This window comes from Caulobacter sp. SRI_014, from assembly GCF_057586315.1.
Map to the genome: position 1 here is coordinate 391,088 of NZ_JBYCZQ010000001.1, position 17,709 is coordinate 408,796.

Consider the following 17,709-nt stretch of genomic DNA (forward strand, 5'->3'; position numbering starts at 1 on the left):
GGAAGGCGTGGCCCCGAGGCAACTGGATGGAGGGCTACAGCAGGGTGTCGCGGGTCGGCAGGCCCAGCAGCACCCGCCCGGCCAGTTCGAACACCGAGGGAGCCACCATGATGTGGTGGGTGATCACATGGGCGTCACGGAAGCGCCGCTGCAGCGGGCTGTCGAGGAACACCGCCGCCCCGCCGCCCAGATCGTAGACCCGGCGGGTGGCCTCGGCGCAGGCCTGGGCGGCGTGGGCGCAGGCCAGGCGAAGGTTGGCGCGATCCTCGATGGGGATGCTGCCGGCCTGAACAGCGCGCCAAAGGGTGTCGATAGCGGCATGGAAGCGGGCCCGGGCGGCCTCGACGACGCCGGCGGCCTGGGCGAACTCCGACTGCACGACATTGCGCTCGGCCAGGCTGCGGCGCGAACCCTGGCTGGTGCTGGTGGCGGCGATGGCGGCGAAATCGGCCAGGGCGCCGCGGGCGTTGCCGAGGGCCACGGCGGCAATGCCCATGGCCAGCATGCAGAAGGCCGGGAAGCGGAAGACGTCGGCCGAAGCGAGGGGCGGATCGGCGTGCAGGGCGACCGAGCGGCCCTTGGGAACCAGCAGATCCTTGACCGCGAAGTCGAGACTGCCGCTGCCGCACAGGCCCGACGTTCGCCAGGTGTCGATGAACTCGACCCTGTCGGCCGGGAACAGCATCATTCGATGAAGCGGCTCGCCGGCCTCGTCGAGCAGCGGACCGCCCTCGCCCATCAGCACCGCCCCGCCGGCCACCCACTGGGCGTTCTGCGAGCCGCTGCCCCACTTCCAGCGGCCGGTGACCCGCCAGTGGTCGCCGGCGTCGATGGCGCGGCCCATGGGGGCGAAGACGCCGGCGGCCAGGGTACTGGGGTCGCCGAACACCTCACGGGCGTGTTCGGGGCTGAGGCGGGCAGACATCATCGCCGTGGTGGCGGCGATCATCAGGCACCAGCCGGACGAGGCGTCGCCCTCCGACAGGGTCTCGATGGCCCGGGCGACCGTGGCGGGATCGGTTTCATGGCCGCCGAGCTCGGCCGGAACCAGCATCCGCAGCAGGCCCGAAGCGACCATGGCCTGGGCCAGGTCGGTCGGGAAGCGGCGAGCCTGTTCGATCTCCTCGGCCCGGGGACGGACCTGGTCCCGCAGACCGGCGGCGACGGCGATAGCGTCCATGGTCACCCCTTCAGCCGCCAGAGGGCGGCCAGGTTGTTGCGCTGCATGTTGGAACTGCCGCCGACAATGGGCATCGACAGCAGGTCGCGGACATTGCGCTCGATGTCGTAGTCGGCGCTCAGGGCATAGGCGCCCATCACCTTCTGGCAGGCCAGGGCGATCTCGACGCCGGTCTCACCGATGAACAGCTTGGCCATGCTGGTTTCGGCCGCGCAGGGCTGGCCCGCATTGGCCAGGTTGGCCGCGTGGTAGAGCATCAGCCGGCAGGCCTCCAGCTTGGTCCTGGCGTCGACAAGGGCGTGGCGTACGGCCTGGTGGCCGCTGATCGGCTTGCCGAACTGCTCGCGCTCCTGGGCGTAGGCCCAGGCTTCCTCCATCGCCGCCTGAGCCAGGCCGAAGGCGCAGGCGCTGATCTCCAGCTTCTCGATGTCCAGGGCCCGGCCGGCCAGCATTCCCCAGCCCCGGTTCCACTTCTCCTCACCGCCGACGATGGCCGAGGCCGGCAGGCGGACGCCGTCGAAATGGACGTCGCTGGAGAGGGTGTAGCGCAGGTTCACATGATCAATAGGGGTGATGACCACGCCCGGCGCGTTCGTGGGGATCAGCACGAAACTCAGCCCTTGCCGGGCCGGCGCCTCGGGGTCCGAGCGGACCAGGCAGTAGATGTAGTCGGAAAAGTCGGCGCCGGTGCACCAGCGCTTGGCCCCGTCGATGACGATTTCGTCGCCCTCGCGGCGGGCGCGGGTGGTGACTCCCGACAGATCGCCGCCGACGTCGGGTTCCGAGAGGCCGTAGGCGAAGATCAGCTCGCCTTTCGCCAGGCGAGGGAGCAACTCCGCCTTCTGCTCTTCCGAGCCGTTCTCGAGGATGTTCATGCCGCCGTAGAAGGCGCACTGGATGAAGGGGCCGGCCAGGAATGAGCCCGCGCGGCACAGCTCCTCGATGGCCGCGACGGCGGCCAGGATGTCGGGTCCGGAGCCGCCGTATTCCTCGGGCACCGTCAGGCCGCAGAGGCCCATGGCGGCCAGCTCGGCGTAGAGATCGCGCGGGAAGGTATGGGTGCGGTCCCACTCGCGGCGCTTCTCGCGCGGCGCCTTCTCGGCGACGAAGCGCTGGAGCTGACGGCGCAGCTGGGTGACGTGGTCGGGCTCGCTCATTCGCCGGTCAGGTTCGGTTTGCGGCGCTCGCGGAAGGCGTTGACCGCCTCGGCCCGGTCGGCGGTCATGTTGGACAGCATCTCATAGGCGACGGCGGCGTCGCTGGTGCTGACGGCGATCTGCTTCAGGGCGATGTTGGCGATGGTCTTGGTCCAGCGCACGGCCCAGCGGGGGTTTGCGAGGATCTTGCCGGCAATCTCGGCGACCTTGGCGTCGAGCTGGTCGGCGGGGACGGCGTAGTTGATCAGACCCAGCTGCACCGCCTCCGACGCCGGCAACAGGTCGCCGGTCATCAGCAGTTCCTTGGCGCGGGCAAAGCCGATCAGCTGGGGCCAGATGACCGCCCCGCCGTCGCCGGCCACGAGGCCGACCTTCACATGAGGATCGCCGATCTTGGCCGTCTCGTCGGCGATGATGACGTCGCACAGCAGGGCGATGGTGGCTCCGAGGCCCGCCGCCGCCCCGTTGAGGCGGGCGATGATCGGCTTTTCCAGGTCCAGCAGCGTGCCGACGATGCGCTTGGCGTCATGGGCGATGGCGCGGAAGGCGGCGGGCCTGGCGATCTGTTCGTCGAACCAGTCGAAGTCGCCGCCGGCGCAGAAGGCGCGGCCTTGGCCGGTCAGGATGATCAGGTCGCTGTCCTCGTCGGCCTGCAGCTCGATGAACAGGCGCGCCAGTTCGTCGTGCATCGCCGCATCGACGGCGTTCACCGCATTGCCGGTGATGGTCACCGTCAGCACCCGGCCATCGCGGTCGAACCGGAAGCGGCTGTAGTTCTGGAGAAGCTGGTGGGTCATTGGGGATCCGGGCTCAGGCGGGCGAGGCGGCGGCCGAAGTTCTCGCCCCGAAACAGGCCGCAGAAGGCCTCCGGCAGGCGTTCCAGCCCCTCGAACTCCTCGATGGCGATCTTCAGCGAGCCGTCGGCGATCCAGCCGGCCAGGGTCGCCTGGGCCTCCGGGAACTGGCGCAGGTCGTCGAACACCACCAGGCCCTCCATGCGCACCCTGTGGGTGATGAAGACGCTGGTGTTCTTGATGCCCACACGGTCGGCCGCCTCAACATTGTAGTCGGCGACCTGGCCCGACACGACGACCCGGCCGCGCAGCCGCATCATCGGCAGGACGCGGTCGATGCTTTCGTTGCCGACGTTGTCGAACAGGATGTCGACCCCCTTGGGACAGGCCGCCGCGATGGCTGCGGTCAGATCGGGCGTCGCCTTGTAGTCGATCACCTCATCGAACCCGGCCTCGTCCTTCAGCCAGGCGCATTTCTTCGGACCGCCCGCCACGCCGACGACGCGCAGGCCGAGCTTCTTGCCGATCTGGCCGGCTGTCGCGCCGACGGGTCCGGCCGCCGAGGTGACCAGCAGGGTCTCGCCCTCCTTCGCCTGACCCAGGCGATGCATGCCGAACCAGGCGGTCATGCCGGGCACGCCCAGCACCCCGATCCAGGCGCCCAGCGGCACGCCCCTGGGCTTCCATTCAGCTGGAATTTTCTGGATGACGCCCCGGCCGTCGGAGACCAGATGGTCTCGCCACCCGCCGCCGGCGGCGATGACGTCGCCCGGCGCGAAGGCGGGATTGTTGCTCTCCTCGACCTGCGCCACCGCAAAGCCGTCGATGCCCTCGCCGACCTTCATCGCCCCGGCGTAGCTGTCGCCGCCCGACAGTCGCGAGCGCATGCCCGGGTCGACCGAGGCCAGGATGGTGCGGGCCCGGAACTGGCCCTCGGCCAGATCGGGAAGCTCGGCGGTCTCCAGCCGGAAGTCGTCAGGCGCGGGGGCGCCGCGCACATGGCGCGCCAGCACCCATCGGCGGGTCGTTACAGTCACCAGGCCTCCCATCCCGGCTCGATGGCGGCCGGCGTTGGGCGGCAGATTAGGGGGACAGGCAGGGAAAGGGGAAGCACTCATCCTCACCCGTCTACGGGGGAGGATGGGTCAGGCTATTCCTCGACGATGGCCCGCATCAGGTGAACCATCTGGCGGCGCAGGCCCGGCTTGTCGATGCGCACGAACAGCGAGGCGATCTCCAGGCCCTCGGGACTCATCAGGAACTCGTTGATGGTCCGGTCGAAGCCGGTCTCGCCGACCACCAGCTGGTCGGTCGGGTCGCTCAGGCCGTCGAAGAAGTAGGCCACCGGCGTCTGCAGGGTGGCGGCGATCTGGTAGAGCTTGGAGGCCGAGACGCGGTTGGCCCCCCGCTCGTACTTCTGCACCTGCTGGAAGGTCAGGCCGAGGCTGTCGGCCAGCTGTTCCTGGGTGACCCCCAGCGCCTTGCGCCGCTGACGGATGCGGCGGCCGACGTGCAGGTCAACTTCGGCGGGACCATCGGGGGGCATGGTCACTTCTCCAACTCGACTGAAATCAGTGTTTCAGTCGGATAGACGACACAGGTTTCGCGTTTATTGCCGACGTGCGGCGAGGTGCGTCCCCCACGCCAAGGCGCCCAGAGTAGCATAACTCCAGATGTAGTAGGCGGTGATGATGGCCAGAGCGAAAAGTCGCGGGTCGAGCACGGCCGTGAAGTGGGTGGCGGCGGTGAGCAGCTGGGTGGCGCTGGCGAAGATCAGCCAGCCGCGCCGCCAGCGCAGGGCCATGATCACGAACACGACGAACAGCACCACATCCAGCCAGGCGACGGTCCATTGCGGCGACAGGATGTTGATGCGGTCCTGCAGGAGGCTGCTGGCGGACCAGGCGACGGCGATGACGACCGCGGCGATCTTCTCGGGCCGACCGCCCTTGAGCAGGGCGTAGAGGCAGACGGCGGCCATGACGACGAAGCCGATCATGGCGGAAAGCGTGGGCATGGCGGGGGTCCGAGCTGTCGAATCCCCGCCAGTGTCCGCCAATCGGGCCTGCGCACAAGAACACAGGCCCGGCTTTTGGGTCAGACCACCCGGCGCAGGCGGGTCGCGCGGCGTTCCGCCGGCGTCAGGTCCAGTTCGCCGGTGGGCGGCGGGGCGTTCTCTTCAGGCTTGTCCATGCCGCCGATGGCGACGGTGCGCAGGCCGATCTGGTCCTTGACGTCGGCCAGGTGGCCGTGGGCCTCAACCAGCTCGCGACGGCCGTTGGCCAGCATCACGATGGAAGCGCAGGTGCGGTCCATCACCGACTGGCCGACCACGGCGGACAGCCCGGCCTCGACCCGGGCGTCGCTGAGCATGCTGGTCAGGCGGGCGGTTTCGCTGAGCGCCCGGTCGATGGCGAGTTCGGCGGCGAACAGCTGGTCGGCCACCTTGTAGGCGACGATCTTGCGTTTCATGGCATGAGTCTCCGATGCGCGCGGGCGGCAAGGGCCGGCGCGGGTTTTGGCGTCAGGTTGTTGGAAAGTTCGGGTCTTCTAGCCGCGGGGCGGCACGGCCCCGTCGACGATGCGCTGGACGAGCAGAGCGACCTCATGGGCCCCCATCAGAACGCCCCCCAGCAGGAGGCTGCCGAGAATCGCGATGATCGCGATCCGGGTCAGCAGGCTTAGTGGCGTCAGGTCATGGACGCCTCCTCGGCCAAGAAGGCTTCGTCCGAGGTCAGCCAGGCCGTGGCGCTTAGAATCTGCACCAGCAGCTTTTCCGGCGGCAGAGACGGCTGCAGCCGGCGCAGGGCCGAAACGATGGTCGAGATCTGACCCGCCCGGTCCGGACTGGCCAGCAGGCTCAGCCCCGATTCCAGAGCCGCCCAGCTGACCAGAAACACTGGGCTGGAGGTCGGCGGATTGATCGTTGATGCGGTCACTGAAAGCCCCTGGATCGGCGTTGAACTGGGGCTCAACTGACCGGTCGGCGGGGCTCTTGGGTATGGGGCCTGGATCGGATGGGTATTCGATACCCAGGTCGGATTCGTGCGCGACCAGGGCCAGGGCGGCGGCCCGGCGGTCGGCGGCGCCGATGCGGGCCTTGGCGCTGTCGATATGTTTGTCGACCGTGCTCTTGGAGATGTTCAGGAGCCGGGCGATTTCCTTGGACTGGTGATGCCGCGCGACCAGACGCAGACACTCGCGCTCACGCGGTGTCAGAGCCTCGAACCCTGTCCGGGTCTCTGCGGAAATCACCCCCATAGGTGGAGACTGGCACAAGCTGGGGGCAATGCCAGCGGAGTCAACCTGACTGTGTCTGTCGGCCGCACACCACTCGGGATTTAGACGTTCGCCGGGGCCGCTAAAGCCCCAGCACCGCCTTGGCCATGATGTTCCGCTGGATCTCGTTGGAGCCGCCGAAGATCGAGGTCTTGCGCATGTTGAAGTAGGTCGGCCCGGCCTTGAAGGCGAAGTCGGGACCGATCGGCAGGGCGTTGCCGCCCTCCTTCGGGAAGCCGCGGAAGTAGGGGGCGCCGTAGTGGTCGGCGGCTTCCAGGGTCAGTTCGGTCAGGCGCTGGCCGACCTCGGTGCCCTTCACTTTCAGCAGGCTGGCTTCCGGGCCGGGACCCTTGCCGCTGCTCTCGCCGGCCAGCGTGCGCAGCTCGGTGTATTCCAGGGCCTGCAGATCGACTTCCAGCTCGGCGATCTTGCGGCGGAAATCGGGGTCGTTGATCAGCGGCTTGCCGTCGTCGGCCAGCTGGCCGGCGGCCACTTCGCGCAGGCGTTCGATGCCGCGCTTGGAGCGGGCGACGCCGGCGATGCCGGTGCGCTCATGGCCGAGCAGGTACTTGGCGACCGTCCAGCCCTTGTTCTCCTCGCCGATGCGATTCTCCACCGGCACGATGACGTCTTCCAGGAAGGTGTCGTTGACCTCGTGGCCGCCGTCGATGGTGATGATCGGGCGCACGCTGATGCCCGGGGTCTTCATGTCGATCAGCAGGAAGGTGATGCCCTCCTGCTTCTTGGCGTCGGGATCGGTGCGGACCAGGAAGAAGCCCCAGTCGGCGAAATGGCCCTGGGTGGTCCAGGTCTTCTGGCCGTTGACCTTGTAGTACTCCTTGCCGTCCTCGCCGGTGAAGCGCACGGCCTTGGTGGCCAGGCCGGCCAGGTCGGACCCGGCGCCGGGTTCCGAATAGCCCTGGCACCACCAGATGTCGCCGGCGAGCGTCGGCTTCAGCAGGTTCTCTTTCTGCTCGTCCGAGCCGAAGGTGTAGAGCACCGGCCCGATCATCCCCAGGCCGAACGACGGCCCCGTGGTGTTGGCCCGGGCCAGCTCCTCGCTGAAGATGTACTTGCGCACGGCGTCCCAGCCGGTGCCGCCGTACTGCGTCGGCCACGACGGGGTCAGCCAGCCCTTCTTGTAGAGGATCTTGTGCCAGGACAGGATCTCTTCCTTGTTCAGGTGCTCGCCGGTGGCCTGCTTGTCGCGGATGGCCTTGGGGAAGTTCTGTTCGATCCAGTCGCGGACTTCCTTACGGAACTCGGCGTGCTCAGGCAGGAAATCCAGATCCATCTACAGGCTCCCTCTAGGTCGGGCTGGACTCTCGCGGTCCGCCTCGGCAGTTTGCGCTCAAACAAGTGTTTCAACGACGATAGGGGCGCAACGCCATGGCCGCAATCAATTCCGTCACCGACCTCTCCAACGAAGGCGATGTCGCCGTCATCACCCTCAACTCGCCGCCGGTGAACGCGCTGTCGTCCGGCGTGCGCGACGGCCTGTTCGAAGGCTTCAAGGCCGCCATCGCCGACGACACGGTGAAATCCATCGTCCTGATCTGCGACGGCCGCACCTTCATCGCCGGCGCCGACATCAGCGAGTTCGGCGGGGCCGCCAAGGGCGCCAGCCTGTTCGACGTCCAGAACATCATGGAAAATTCGCCCAAGCCCGTCGTCGCCGCCATCCACGGCACGGCGCTCGGCGGCGGCCTGGAAGTGGCCCTGACCGCCCACTACCGGGTGGCCGTGCCCTCGGCCAAGGTCGGCCTGCCGGAAGTGAACCTCGGCCTGCTGCCCGGCGCCGGCGGCACCCAGCGCCTGCCCCGCATCGTCGGCGCCGAAAAGGCCCTGGAGATGATGACCAGCGGCAGCCACGTGCCGGCCAAGGCCGCCAACGCCATGGGCCTGGTCGACGAGATGGCCGAAGAGGGCAAGCTGCGCGAGGGCGCCATCGCCTTTGCGAAAAAGGTCGTCGCCGAGAACTGGCCGCTGAAGAAGGTCCGCGACCGCGAGGTCAAGGCCGACCCGCAGGTGTTCGCCGACTTCCGCAAGGCCAACGCCCGCAAGTTCCGCGGCTTCAAGGCTCCCGAATCGAACATCCAGTGCATCGAGGCGGCGGTGAACCTGCCCTTCGAGGAAGGCCTGAAGGTCGAGCGCAAGCTGTTCATGGAGCTGATGACCGGCCCGCAGTCGGCCGCCCAGCGCTATGTCTTCTTCGCCGAGCGCGCCGCCAACAAGATCCCCGACGTCGGTGACGATGTCGAAGTCCTGCCGATCAAGACCGTCGGCGTCATCGGGGCCGGCACCATGGGCGGCGGCATCTCGATGAACTTCCTCAACGCCGGCATCCCGGTGAAGATCGTCGAGATGAAGCAGGAGGCCCTGGATCGCGGCCTCGGGGTCATCCGCAAGAACTACGAGAACACCGCCAAGAAGGGCCGCCTGACCCAGGACGACGTCGAAAAGCGCATGGCCGCCCTGACCGGCTCGCTGGAGCTGTCCGATCTGGCCGACTGCGACCTGATCATCGAGGCCGTGTTCGAGAACATGGACATCAAGAAGGACATCTTCGGCAAGCTGGACAAGATCGCCAAGCCGGGCGCCATCCTCGCCACCAACACCAGCTACCTTAACGTCGACGAGATCGCCTCGGCCACCGGCCGTCCCGAAAGCGTCATCGGCCTGCACTTCTTCTCGCCGGCCAACGTCATGCGCCTGCTGGAAATCGTGCGCGGCGATGCGACCTCCAAGCCGGTGATCGCCACCTCGATGAAGCTGGCCAAGACCATCGGCAAGGTCGGCGTCCTGGTCGGCGTCTGCCCGGGCTTCGTCGGCAACCGCATGCTCTCCAGCCGCCAGGGCCAGGCCCAGGCCGTCGTCGCCGAGGGCGCCATGCCCTGGGACGTCGATCGCGTGCTCTACGACTTCGGCTTCCCGATGGGCCCGTTCGCGATGAGCGACCTGGCCGGCCTCGACATCGGCTGGAACGCCGAGAAGAGCTCGTCCTCGACCATCCGCGAGGTGCTCTGCGAGATGGACCGCCGAGGCCAGAAGACCGGCGCGGGCTATTACGATTACGACGAGAACCGCAACGCCAAGCCCAGCCCGATCACCGAGAAGATCATCAAGGACTTCGCCGCCAAGGCCGGGACCAACGCCCGTGACGTCGGCGACGACGAGATCCTCGAGCGGACCATCTTCACGATGATCAACGAGGGGGCCAAGATCCTCGAGGAAGGCAAGGCCATCCGGGCGTCGGACATCGATACGGTCTGGGTCAACGGCTACGGCTGGCCCGTCTACCGCGGCGGCCCGATGCACTACGGCGACAGCGTCGGCCTCAAGACCGTGGTCGAGCGGCTGAAGCACTACCAGGACAAGCACGGCGACTTCTTCAAGCCGTCGGCCCTGCTGGAAAAGCTGGCCGCCGAAGGCGGGACCTTCGCCGGCCTGAAGTAGCGGCGAAGCCGCCCTTCTCCCGCTTGCCGGGAGAAGGTGGCCCCGAAGGGGTCGGATGAGGGCAGCGCCGGCCTGTGAAAGCCTGCTCCAGAACGCGCTCATCCGTCTCCCGCTGGCGCTGCCCTCATCCGTCGGCTACGCCGACACCTTCTCCCGGCGAGCGGGAGAAGGAACCCGTGTGAGTCCGACGATGACCATCCTCGACCAGTTCCGCGCCGACGACTTCGGCAACCTGCCCGACATCATGCGCGAGCATGCCGCCAATCGACCGGACCACCCGGCCCTCTGGCAGGACGGCCAGTCCATTACCTGGGGCCAGCTCGACGCCCTGATGGACCGCGTCGCCGCCGGACTGCAGCGCGACGGCGTCGCCCAGCGCCAGGCCGTGGCCATCTGCGCGACCACCTCGATCAACTACGCCGTGCTCTTCCTCGGCTGCCTGCGCGCCGGCATCGCCGCCGCCCCGCTGGCCCCCTCATCCACAGCCGAGCAGCTGGTCGGCATGATCGCCGACTCCGGCGCCAGCCTGTTCTTCCTCGACCAGGGCGTCGCCACGCTGATGGCCGACGTCATGGGCCAGGTCACCGCCCGCCGCATCGCCCTCGACGAATCCGACGCCGGCGACAGCTTCGCCGCCTGGCTTCCGCCAGTCGGCGCCATGCCCGCGCCGGTGACCATCGGCAAGAAGGACCCCTTCAACATCATCTACAGCTCGGGCACGACCGGCATTCCCAAAGGCATCGTCCAGAGCCACGGCATGCGCTGGCGCCACCTGTCGGTCCGCCCCGACGGCGCCGGCTACGGCCCGGACGCCCGCAGCCTGATCTCCACGCCCCTGTATTCGAACACCACCCTGGTCTGCTTCTTCCCGACCCTGTCGGGCGGCGGCACGGTCCACATGATGGGCAAGTTCGACACCGAGAAATTCCTCAAGATCGCCGAGGCCCAGAAGATCACCCACGCCATGCTGGTGCCGGTGCAATACCGCCGCCTGATGGAGTTCCCCGGCTTCGACAATTACGACCTGTCGAGCTTCCAGATGAAGTTCTGCACCAGCGCCCCCTTCTCCGCCGAGCTGAAGGCCGAGATTCTCAAGCGCTGGCCCGGCGGCCTGATCGAGTACTACGGCATGACCGAAGGCGGCGGCAGCTTCATGCTGGCCGCCCACGAGCATCCCGACAAACTGCACACCGTCGGCCAGCCGGCCCCCGGCTGCATCATCCGCCTGGTCGACGAGGAGGGGAACGAGGTTCCCACCGGCGAGATCGGCGAGATCGTCGGCTACAGCCCCGCCACCATGAACGGCTACCACAACCAACCCGGCAAGACCGCCGAGGCCCAGTGGGTCCACCCCGAGACCGGCGACATCTACATCCGCACCGGCGACGTCGGCCGCCTCGACGCCGAGGGCTTCCTGCAGCTGATGGACCGCCGCAAGGACATGATCATCTCCGGCGGCTTCAACATCTACCCCAGCGACATGGAGGCGGTAATGGTGGAACACCCCGCCGTCGTCGAGGCCGCCGTCGTCGGCGTGCCGTCGAAGGACTGGGGCGAGACCCCGGTGGCCTTCGTGGCCCTCAAGGAGGGCGTCACCGCCACCCCGCAGGACATCCGCGAGTTCACCAACAGCAAGGTCGGCAAGACCCAGCGGGTGGCCGACGTCGTCCTGGTCGACGCCCTGCCCCGCAGCCACATCGGCAAGGTCCTGAAACGCGAACTGCGCGACGCCTACGACGGCCCGGCCAAGAGCTGATGCTGGTCGTCACCGGCACGGTCACGGCGCGGCCCGAGAGTTTCGACGCCATGCTGGCCGCCGCTCTGGACCACGTCCGCCGTTCGCGCACCGAGCCCGGCTGCCTGAAGCACGGCGTCAGCATCGACGCCGAGGACCCGCTGACGCTGGTCTTCTACGAAGAGTGGGAGGACCGCGCCGCCCTCGACGCCCATTTCCAGGTTCTGGAATCGCTGGCTTTCATGACGGCGATGCGGACGCTGGCGGCCAGCCAGACCAGGATGAAAATCCTGCCGGTCGCGCCGCGCGACTGAGCGCCGGCAACAGGAGCACAGGCCATGATCATCGTCGCCGGAGAAATCCGTCTGAAACCCGGCCAACGGCAGGCCTTCCTCGACCTGGCGCGCGACGCCATCGAACAGGCGCGGGCGGCGGACGGCTGTCTCGACTTCGCGGTCTCGGCCGACACGGCAGAATCCGACCGGGTCAACATCTTCGAACGCTGGCAGTCGGTGGAGGCCCTGGAGGGCTTTCGCGGCTCGGGGATGGACGACGCCCAGATCGCCATGATCGCCGGCGCCTCGGTCCGTCGCTACACGGCGGAGGATGCCGGGTCCGCGTGAGCGGCGGCCTTGAATGCCCGCACGTAAGCGCCCTACATCGGTCCCATGAGTTCGCCCCCCGGCCTTGAAAGCGTTGTCGCCGCCGCCAAAACAGCCGGGCCGCGAGGCCTGCCGCCGGTGCATCTGTGGCATCCGGCCCATTGCGGCGACATCGACATCGTCATCCGCAAGGACGGCTTGTGGTTCCACGAAGGCACGCCCATCGGCCGCGAGGCGCTGGTGCGGCTGTTCTCGACCGTGCTGCGCAAGGATCCGGACGGCTTCCACCTGGTCACCCCGGTCGAGAAGATGCGGATCACCGTCGAGGACGCCCCCTTCATCGCCGTCCGCGTCGACCGCGAGGGCGAGACCCTCAAATTCCTCACCAACGTCGGCGACGAGGTCATCGCCGGGCCGGACAACCCCATCCGCGTCGAGGTCGACGCCGACAGCGGCGAGCCCCGCCCCTACGTCCATGTACGCCGGGGGCTGGAGGCGCGCATCGCCCGGCCGGTCTTCTACGAGCTGGTCGAGATGGCCACCGAACACGACACCCCGGACGGCCCGGTGCTGGCGGTGGACAGCGACGGCGCGGTCTTCCCGGTCGGCCCTGTCGGGGCGCATCTGACGTGAAGCCCGGCTCCGACCTGCGGGAGTGGATCAGCCACCACCTCGACCCGATAGGCGACAGCGGCGTCGGCCGCCCCTACCAGTCCGACTTCGACATGAACCCGGACATGGATCCGGGCGACATCGCCGTCACCCCCGCCGCCGTGCTGGTGCCGCTGATCGAGCGTCCCGAAGGCCTGTCGGTGCTGCTGACCCGCCGCTCCTCGACCCTCCGCCGTCATTCCGGCCAGGTAGCCTTTCCCGGCGGCCGCATGGACCCCGGCGAGACCGCCGTCGAGGCGGCCCTGCGCGAGGCCGAGGAGGAGATCGCCCTCGACCGGGCCCATGTCACCCTCGCAGGCCTCTCGACCCCCTACAGGACCGGCACAGGCTACCTGGTGACCCCCGTGGTCGGCTTCCTGCCCCCCGACCTGCCCCTGGTCCCCAGCGAGGCGGAGGTGGCCCACATCTTCGAGACCCCCTTCGGCTTCCTGATGGACCCGGCCAACTACGAGGAACGCCACTACGACCTGCCCGACGGCGGCCGTCGGCGGTTCTACGCCATGACCTGGGAGGACGAGCTGATCTGGGGCGCCACGGCGGGCATGCTGCGGGCCCTGTACGACCGGCTGTACGGGGCGGCGGTGGCCTGAGCGCCCGGAAAATCGTATGATATCTTCGGGAGGTCCGTCCGAATGACCGTAACAACGAGCCGCATTCTTGAAGACGCCGAGGGCCCTTACGTCCTGCTGCCGGACGACTGTGGGTTCGGCGAAGGAACGGACGTGGTGATCACCCGCGTTGGCGACGTGATCACGGTCCGGCAAGCGTCTTCAAGTGCGGATGAACCGCAATCGGTCGAGCCGAGCGCCTAGGTCCACCTAACTCCAATACTTTCATCCTCCGGCCGCCCAGCGGACCGGGGGACCCATGTCGGCAAGCGACGAACAGCCGTGAGTTCGCGGCGACTCTTTCACGATCTACACGCCGAAAGTTGGGTCCCCCGGTCCGCTGCGCGGCCGGAGGATGACAGCGAAGGATGCGAGACAGGCAGCGCCATGGGAAACCCGAAACATCGCCCCTTCTCAGCGACCGTCCCCCACGATAAGCCAACAGCCATGTCCACCCTCCCCGACAGTATCGGCCAGCCCGCCTGGATGACCCTGCCCGCCACCGTGGCGGTGATCGAAGCGCTTGAGGCCAAGGGCTTCGCCGGATGCGCGCGGTTCGTCGGCGGCTGCGTGCGCAACACGCTTCTGAAGACCGAGATCGACGACGTCGACATCGCCACCACCCTGACCCCCGACCAGGTCACCGAGGCGCTCGAGCAGGCGGGCCTCAAGGCCGTGCCGACCGGCGTCGACCACGGCACCATCACCGCCGTCAGCCAGGGCCGCCCCTACGAGATCACCACCCTGCGCAAGGACGTCGCCACCGACGGCCGCCGCGCCGTCGTCTCCTTCACCAAGAACTGGGCCGAGGACGCCCAGCGCCGCGATTTCAGGCTGAACGCCCTCTACGCCGACGCCGATGGCCGGCTGTTCGACCCCACGGGCGAGGGCATCGCCGACTGCCTGGCCGGGCGCATCGTCTTCGTCGGCGATCCGATGACCCGCATTCGCGAGGACTATCTGCGCATCCTGCGCTGGTTCCGCTTCCACGCCTGGTACGGCAAGGGCGACCCCGACCAGGCCGCCCTGACCGCCTGCAAGGCGCTGAAGGGCATGCTGTCCGGCCGCGCCGCCGAGCGGACCCAGAAGGAACTGCTGAAGCTGCTGGCCGCCGAAGACCCGCGCGCGGCCCTGCGGCTGATGGCGGCGACCAGCGTGCTCAGCGCCGTCCTGCCGCAGGTCAAGGCCCTCACCCGCTTCGAAGCCCTGGTCGGCATCCAGACCGAGCAGCTGTTCGAAAACGACGCCGAGATCCGTCTGGCCGCCCTGCTGCCCGACGACGCCGTGGTCGCCCGCGACACGGCCGAGCGCCTGCGCCTGAGCAACGCCCTGAAAGACCGTCTGATCGAGGCCGCCGGCAAGGAGCCGCGCATCGTCAGCTGGATGAGCCCCCGCGAAGCCCGCCGCGCCGTCTACAAGATCGGCCTGCGCGCCTTCTCCGACCGCATCAAGCTGGCCTGGGCCGCCTCGACCCGGCCCTCGACCACCTCGCAGTGGCGCGGCCTGCTGGCCCTGGCCGAGACCTGGACCCCGCCGGCCTTCCCCCTGACCGGCGACGAGATCCTGGCCGCCGGGGTGCCCAAGGGCCCCATGGTCGGCGAGGTCATGCGCGAGGTCGAGGACTGGTGGATCGACCAGGACTTCATGGACGACAAGCTGGCGGCCGTTGAGCGGCTCAAGGCCGTGACCCAGGGGATGTGCTACTAGCACCGCAACCAAGCTCGGCGCGCGCCGTTCTGCGGATATGCGCGCCTTCTTCTTCATCTGCCTGGCGACCTTCGCCACGATCGTCACCATCGGCCTAATGCCGGCCTGGGCCGAGACGCCCCGGCCCTTGCCGGCCGCCGAAGCCGCCCTCGCCAAGCAGCCGCCGCTGAAGTCCGCCGTCAGCTTCAACGGCATTGCCGACCGCAACGCCCGTTCCCTGGCCCTCTACGGCGAGGCGGCGAAAGTCATCACCCACCCGCGCTGCATGAACTGCCACCCGGCCGACAACATCCCGCGCCAGGGGGCGATGGCCAGGATCCACAGCCCGCCGATGACCGGCGCCGCCGACGGCTTTGGCCCGAACGGCCAGAAGTGCGGAACCTGCCACGGCCTGAAGAACTTCGAGGCGACCGGCGGCGACTACATCCAGTCGATCCCGGGCAATCCCAAATGGGCTCTGGCCCCGTCGAAGATGGCCTGGCAGGGCAAGTCGGCCGGCGACATCTGCCGCCAGATCAAGGACCCGTCCCGCAACGGCGGCAAGGACCTCGAGGCCCTCTATCACCACATGGCCGAGGACGAACTGGTCGGCTGGGGCTGGGCCCCCGGCAAGGGCCGCGCCGCCGTACCCGGAACTCAAAAATCCTTCGGCGAGCTGATCCGCGCCTGGATCGACACCGGCGCGGCCTGCCCGGCCTGAAGCGCGCCCGCGGCGGCTTCAGGGTGGTGCGCGGAGGGTGGAAATGGCCCCCAAAACCGCCCTGTGCGTGGTCTCGCGTAGGCCCCTTCATCCACCTTAATGGATTGTATTTAAACAGTTATTCCAGTCGACCCGTGAGCCGGTTTGCGCTATAATGACGCTCAAGGCCACTTCACTGTCGGCGGCATGGAGCTGAGGATCGACTCGATGTTTCCGCCCGTCTTCAGCCCGAACATCGTGCCCCGGTCGTAGAGCAGGTTGAACTCCACATACCGCCCGCGCTGGACCAGCTGCTGCTCGCGCTCTTCGGCCGTCCAGGGCTCAGCCATGCGGCCCTCGGCGATGGCCGGGTAGGTCCCCAGGAACGCTTCCCCCACCGCCTGGGTAAAGGCGAAATCGCGGTCCCAGTCGCCACTGTCGTGGTGGTCATAGAAGATGCCGCCGATGCCGCGCGGCTCGTTGCGGTGCGGCAGGAAGAAGTACTCGTCGCACCAGGCCTTGTACTTGGCGTGCCAGTCCGGATCGAAGCGGTCGCAGGCGTCCTTGAAGGCGGCGTGGAAGGCGATGGCGTCGGGGAAGTCCTGCTGGCGCTGGTAGCCCAGCAGCGGCGTCAGGTCGGCCCCGCCGCCGAACCAGCCCCTGGTGGTGCAGATGAAGCGGGTGTTCATATGGACGGCCGGCACGCGCGGGCTGTGCATATGGGCGATCAGCGACACGCCGGTGGCGAAAAATCGCGGGTCTTCCTCGGCGCCCGGCATGGTCTTGGCCATTTCCGGGGTGAATGTCCCGTGGACCACGGAGGTGTGCACCCCGACCTTCTCGAAGAAGCGGCCGTGCATCATCGACATCACCCCCCCGCCGCCGGCGGCGCGGACCCAGGGCTTGCGCTCGAACCGGCCGGGCTGACCCGGATAGAGGTCGGCGGGCGCCGAATCTTCCAGCGCCTCGAAGCGCGTCAGGATGCGATCGCGCAGGGTTTCGAACCAGGCCTGGGCGCGGGTCTTGCGGCTTTCGAGAGGGTCGATGTCGGTCATGCGGGGCCTTTTATACGCATCGGCGTGGTCGTCCATGAGGTCCTCTATGTCCTTTTCGCGCCAAGGCCGGTTGAAAAAGGGCCGGGTAGGTTCTAAGCGATCCGGCCACGGGGCCTTGCTGGGGCGGCCCGTCGAATCGCGTGCGCTTGGGCGTACGCTTTGCGGCGGTCTCGGCAGAGCCCGGGATTTTCCTTAGGCCGACCCCTCCTTGGGCCGGCGATTGCGAAGGGTGACCTGCAGGTGGCCGACAGCGCCGTTCATTCCACGGAAGCCGGGGACGATCCGTCCCGGCGCGATTTCATCCACATCGCGGCCATCGCCGGCGCCGCCGGCGCCGTTGGCGCGGTGGCCTGGCCGCTGGTCAGCCAGATGAACCCCTCGGCGGATACCCGCGCCCTGGCCAGTGTCGAATACGACCTGACCAAGGTTGAGCAGGGTCAGCAGGTGACGATCAACTGGCGCGGCAAGCCCCTGTTCATCCGTAACCGCACCCAGGCCCAGATCGACGCCGCCGTGCGCGACGACTCGGCGGTCCTCAAGGACCCGCAGGCCGACGCCCAGCGCCACAAGGAAGGCAAGGCCCAGTGGCTGATCCTGGTCGGCAGCTGCACCCACCTCGGCTGCGTGCCGACGGTCGGCGGCGGCGACTACGGCGGCTGGTTCTGCCCCTGCCACGGGTCGACCTACGACACCTCCGGCCGCATCCGTAAGGGCCCCGCGCCCACGAACCTCGTGGTTCCGGACTACGCCTTCCTTTCCGACACCAAGGTCAAGATCGGCTGACG

At 68.2% G+C, this 17,709-nt stretch carries 20 protein-coding genes and 1 pseudogene; 10 read left to right on the plus strand and 11 right to left on the minus strand.

The genetic code is table 11. From position 1 onward, the window contains the following. Positions 1 to 34: 34 nt before the first annotated feature. The 10 genes and pseudogenes from AC2YG9_RS02110 to AC2YG9_RS02155 all read right to left on the minus strand — a co-directional run bounded on the left by AC2YG9_RS02110 (position 35) and on the right by AC2YG9_RS02155 (position 7,704). Positions 35 to 1,180, minus strand: coding sequence for an acyl-CoA dehydrogenase family protein (locus AC2YG9_RS02110; RefSeq protein WP_487296266.1), 1,146 nt, complete (start codon positions 1,178 to 1,180; stop codon positions 35 to 37). A gap of 2 nt (positions 1,181 to 1,182) precedes the next feature. Then, positions 1,183 to 2,337 (minus strand): acyl-CoA dehydrogenase family protein, encoded by a 1,155-nt coding sequence (locus AC2YG9_RS02115; RefSeq protein ID WP_487296267.1) that lies wholly within the window; start codon positions 2,335 to 2,337, stop codon positions 1,183 to 1,185. After that, complete coding sequence (locus AC2YG9_RS02120) at positions 2,334 to 3,134, minus strand: enoyl-CoA hydratase/isomerase family protein (RefSeq protein ID WP_487296268.1); 801 nt, start codon at positions 3,132 to 3,134, stop codon at positions 2,334 to 2,336. The genes AC2YG9_RS02115 and AC2YG9_RS02120 overlap by 4 nt, the downstream gene beginning before the upstream one ends. Continuing rightward, a complete protein-coding gene (locus tag AC2YG9_RS02125) occupies positions 3,131 to 4,168 on the minus strand; it encodes an NADP-dependent oxidoreductase (RefSeq protein ID WP_487296269.1) in 1,038 nt (345 codons plus the stop codon). The genes AC2YG9_RS02120 and AC2YG9_RS02125 overlap by 4 nt, the downstream gene beginning before the upstream one ends. Positions 4,169 to 4,281: 113 nt before the next feature. After that, on the minus strand, positions 4,282 to 4,677 hold the full coding sequence (locus AC2YG9_RS02130) for a helix-turn-helix domain-containing protein (RefSeq protein WP_487296270.1): 396 nt from the start codon (positions 4,675 to 4,677) through the stop codon (positions 4,282 to 4,284). Between the two features lie 63 nt (positions 4,678 to 4,740). Then, the gene (locus AC2YG9_RS02135) at positions 4,741 to 5,148 is read right to left on the minus strand and encodes a hypothetical protein (RefSeq protein WP_487296271.1); all 408 of its coding nucleotides are present in this window, start codon (positions 5,146 to 5,148) and stop codon (positions 4,741 to 4,743) included. Between the two features lie 80 nt (positions 5,149 to 5,228). Beyond that, a complete protein-coding gene (locus tag AC2YG9_RS02140; RefSeq protein WP_487296272.1) occupies positions 5,229 to 5,603 on the minus strand; it encodes a hypothetical protein in 375 nt (124 codons plus the stop codon). 218 nt (positions 5,604 to 5,821) lie between these two features. Further along, the gene (locus tag AC2YG9_RS02145; protein WP_487296924.1) at positions 5,822 to 6,070 is read right to left on the minus strand and encodes a hypothetical protein; all 249 of its coding nucleotides are present in this window, start codon (positions 6,068 to 6,070) and stop codon (positions 5,822 to 5,824) included. Between the two features lie 133 nt (positions 6,071 to 6,203). Beyond that, positions 6,204 to 6,392 (minus strand): annotated as a pseudogene (locus tag AC2YG9_RS02150) (response regulator transcription factor); the annotation flags it as partial. Between the two features lie 100 nt (positions 6,393 to 6,492). After that, positions 6,493 to 7,704 carry an acyl-CoA dehydrogenase family protein gene (locus AC2YG9_RS02155; protein ID WP_487296273.1) on the minus strand — a complete coding sequence of 404 codons (1,212 nt, stop codon included), beginning with the start codon at positions 7,702 to 7,704 and terminating at the stop codon, positions 6,493 to 6,495. A gap of 95 nt (positions 7,705 to 7,799) precedes the next feature. Between AC2YG9_RS02155 and AC2YG9_RS02160 the strand changes: the two genes are divergently transcribed. The 9 genes from AC2YG9_RS02160 to AC2YG9_RS02200 all read left to right on the plus strand — a co-directional run bounded on the left by AC2YG9_RS02160 (position 7,800) and on the right by AC2YG9_RS02200 (position 15,890). Then, complete coding sequence (locus tag AC2YG9_RS02160; protein WP_487296274.1) at positions 7,800 to 9,866, plus strand: 3-hydroxyacyl-CoA dehydrogenase NAD-binding domain-containing protein; 2,067 nt, start codon at positions 7,800 to 7,802, stop codon at positions 9,864 to 9,866. 190 nt (positions 9,867 to 10,056) lie between these two features. Continuing rightward, positions 10,057 to 11,622 carry a class I adenylate-forming enzyme family protein gene (locus AC2YG9_RS02165; protein ID WP_487296910.1) on the plus strand — a complete coding sequence of 522 codons (1,566 nt, stop codon included), beginning with the start codon at positions 10,057 to 10,059 and terminating at the stop codon, positions 11,620 to 11,622. Continuing rightward, positions 11,622 to 11,915 carry a putative quinol monooxygenase gene (locus AC2YG9_RS02170; protein ID WP_487296275.1) on the plus strand — a complete coding sequence of 98 codons (294 nt, stop codon included), beginning with the start codon at positions 11,622 to 11,624 and terminating at the stop codon, positions 11,913 to 11,915. The genes AC2YG9_RS02165 and AC2YG9_RS02170 overlap by 1 nt, the downstream gene beginning before the upstream one ends. Positions 11,916 to 11,939: 24 nt before the next feature. Continuing rightward, complete coding sequence (locus AC2YG9_RS02175; protein ID WP_487296276.1) at positions 11,940 to 12,224, plus strand: putative quinol monooxygenase; 285 nt, start codon at positions 11,940 to 11,942, stop codon at positions 12,222 to 12,224. Positions 12,225 to 12,269: 45 nt separating this feature from the next. Next, entirely contained in the window at positions 12,270 to 12,836 is a 567-nt protein-coding gene (locus AC2YG9_RS02180; protein WP_487296277.1) for a DUF1285 domain-containing protein, read from the plus strand. Beyond that, positions 12,833 to 13,465 carry a CoA pyrophosphatase gene (locus tag AC2YG9_RS02185; RefSeq protein WP_487296278.1) on the plus strand — a complete coding sequence of 211 codons (633 nt, stop codon included), beginning with the start codon at positions 12,833 to 12,835 and terminating at the stop codon, positions 13,463 to 13,465. Before AC2YG9_RS02180 ends, AC2YG9_RS02185 begins: the two co-directional genes overlap by 4 nt. A gap of 42 nt (positions 13,466 to 13,507) precedes the next feature. Further along, positions 13,508 to 13,687, plus strand: coding sequence for a hypothetical protein (locus AC2YG9_RS02190; RefSeq protein ID WP_487296279.1), 180 nt, complete (start codon positions 13,508 to 13,510; stop codon positions 13,685 to 13,687). Positions 13,688 to 13,930: 243 nt separating this feature from the next. Continuing rightward, positions 13,931 to 15,190, plus strand: coding sequence for a CCA tRNA nucleotidyltransferase (locus AC2YG9_RS02195; protein WP_487296280.1), 1,260 nt, complete (start codon positions 13,931 to 13,933; stop codon positions 15,188 to 15,190). A 37-nt stretch (positions 15,191 to 15,227) separates the two neighbouring features. Then, a complete protein-coding gene (locus AC2YG9_RS02200; RefSeq protein WP_487296281.1) occupies positions 15,228 to 15,890 on the plus strand; it encodes an Isoquinoline 1-oxidoreductase subunit in 663 nt (220 codons plus the stop codon). Between the two features lie 161 nt (positions 15,891 to 16,051). Here the strand turns inward: AC2YG9_RS02200 and hemF are convergent, their stop codons facing one another. Further along, positions 16,052 to 16,924: an oxygen-dependent coproporphyrinogen oxidase gene (gene hemF / locus AC2YG9_RS02205; RefSeq protein ID WP_487296282.1), complete on the minus strand. Its 873-nt coding sequence runs from the start codon at positions 16,922 to 16,924 to the stop codon at positions 16,052 to 16,054. A gap of 240 nt (positions 16,925 to 17,164) precedes the next feature. Here hemF and petA point away from each other — a divergent pair, with 240 nt between their 5' ends. Then, the gene (gene petA, locus AC2YG9_RS02210; protein WP_487296283.1) at positions 17,165 to 17,707 is read left to right on the plus strand and encodes a ubiquinol-cytochrome c reductase iron-sulfur subunit; all 543 of its coding nucleotides are present in this window, start codon (positions 17,165 to 17,167) and stop codon (positions 17,705 to 17,707) included. The last annotated feature ends 2 nt before the right edge of the window (positions 17,708 to 17,709 follow it).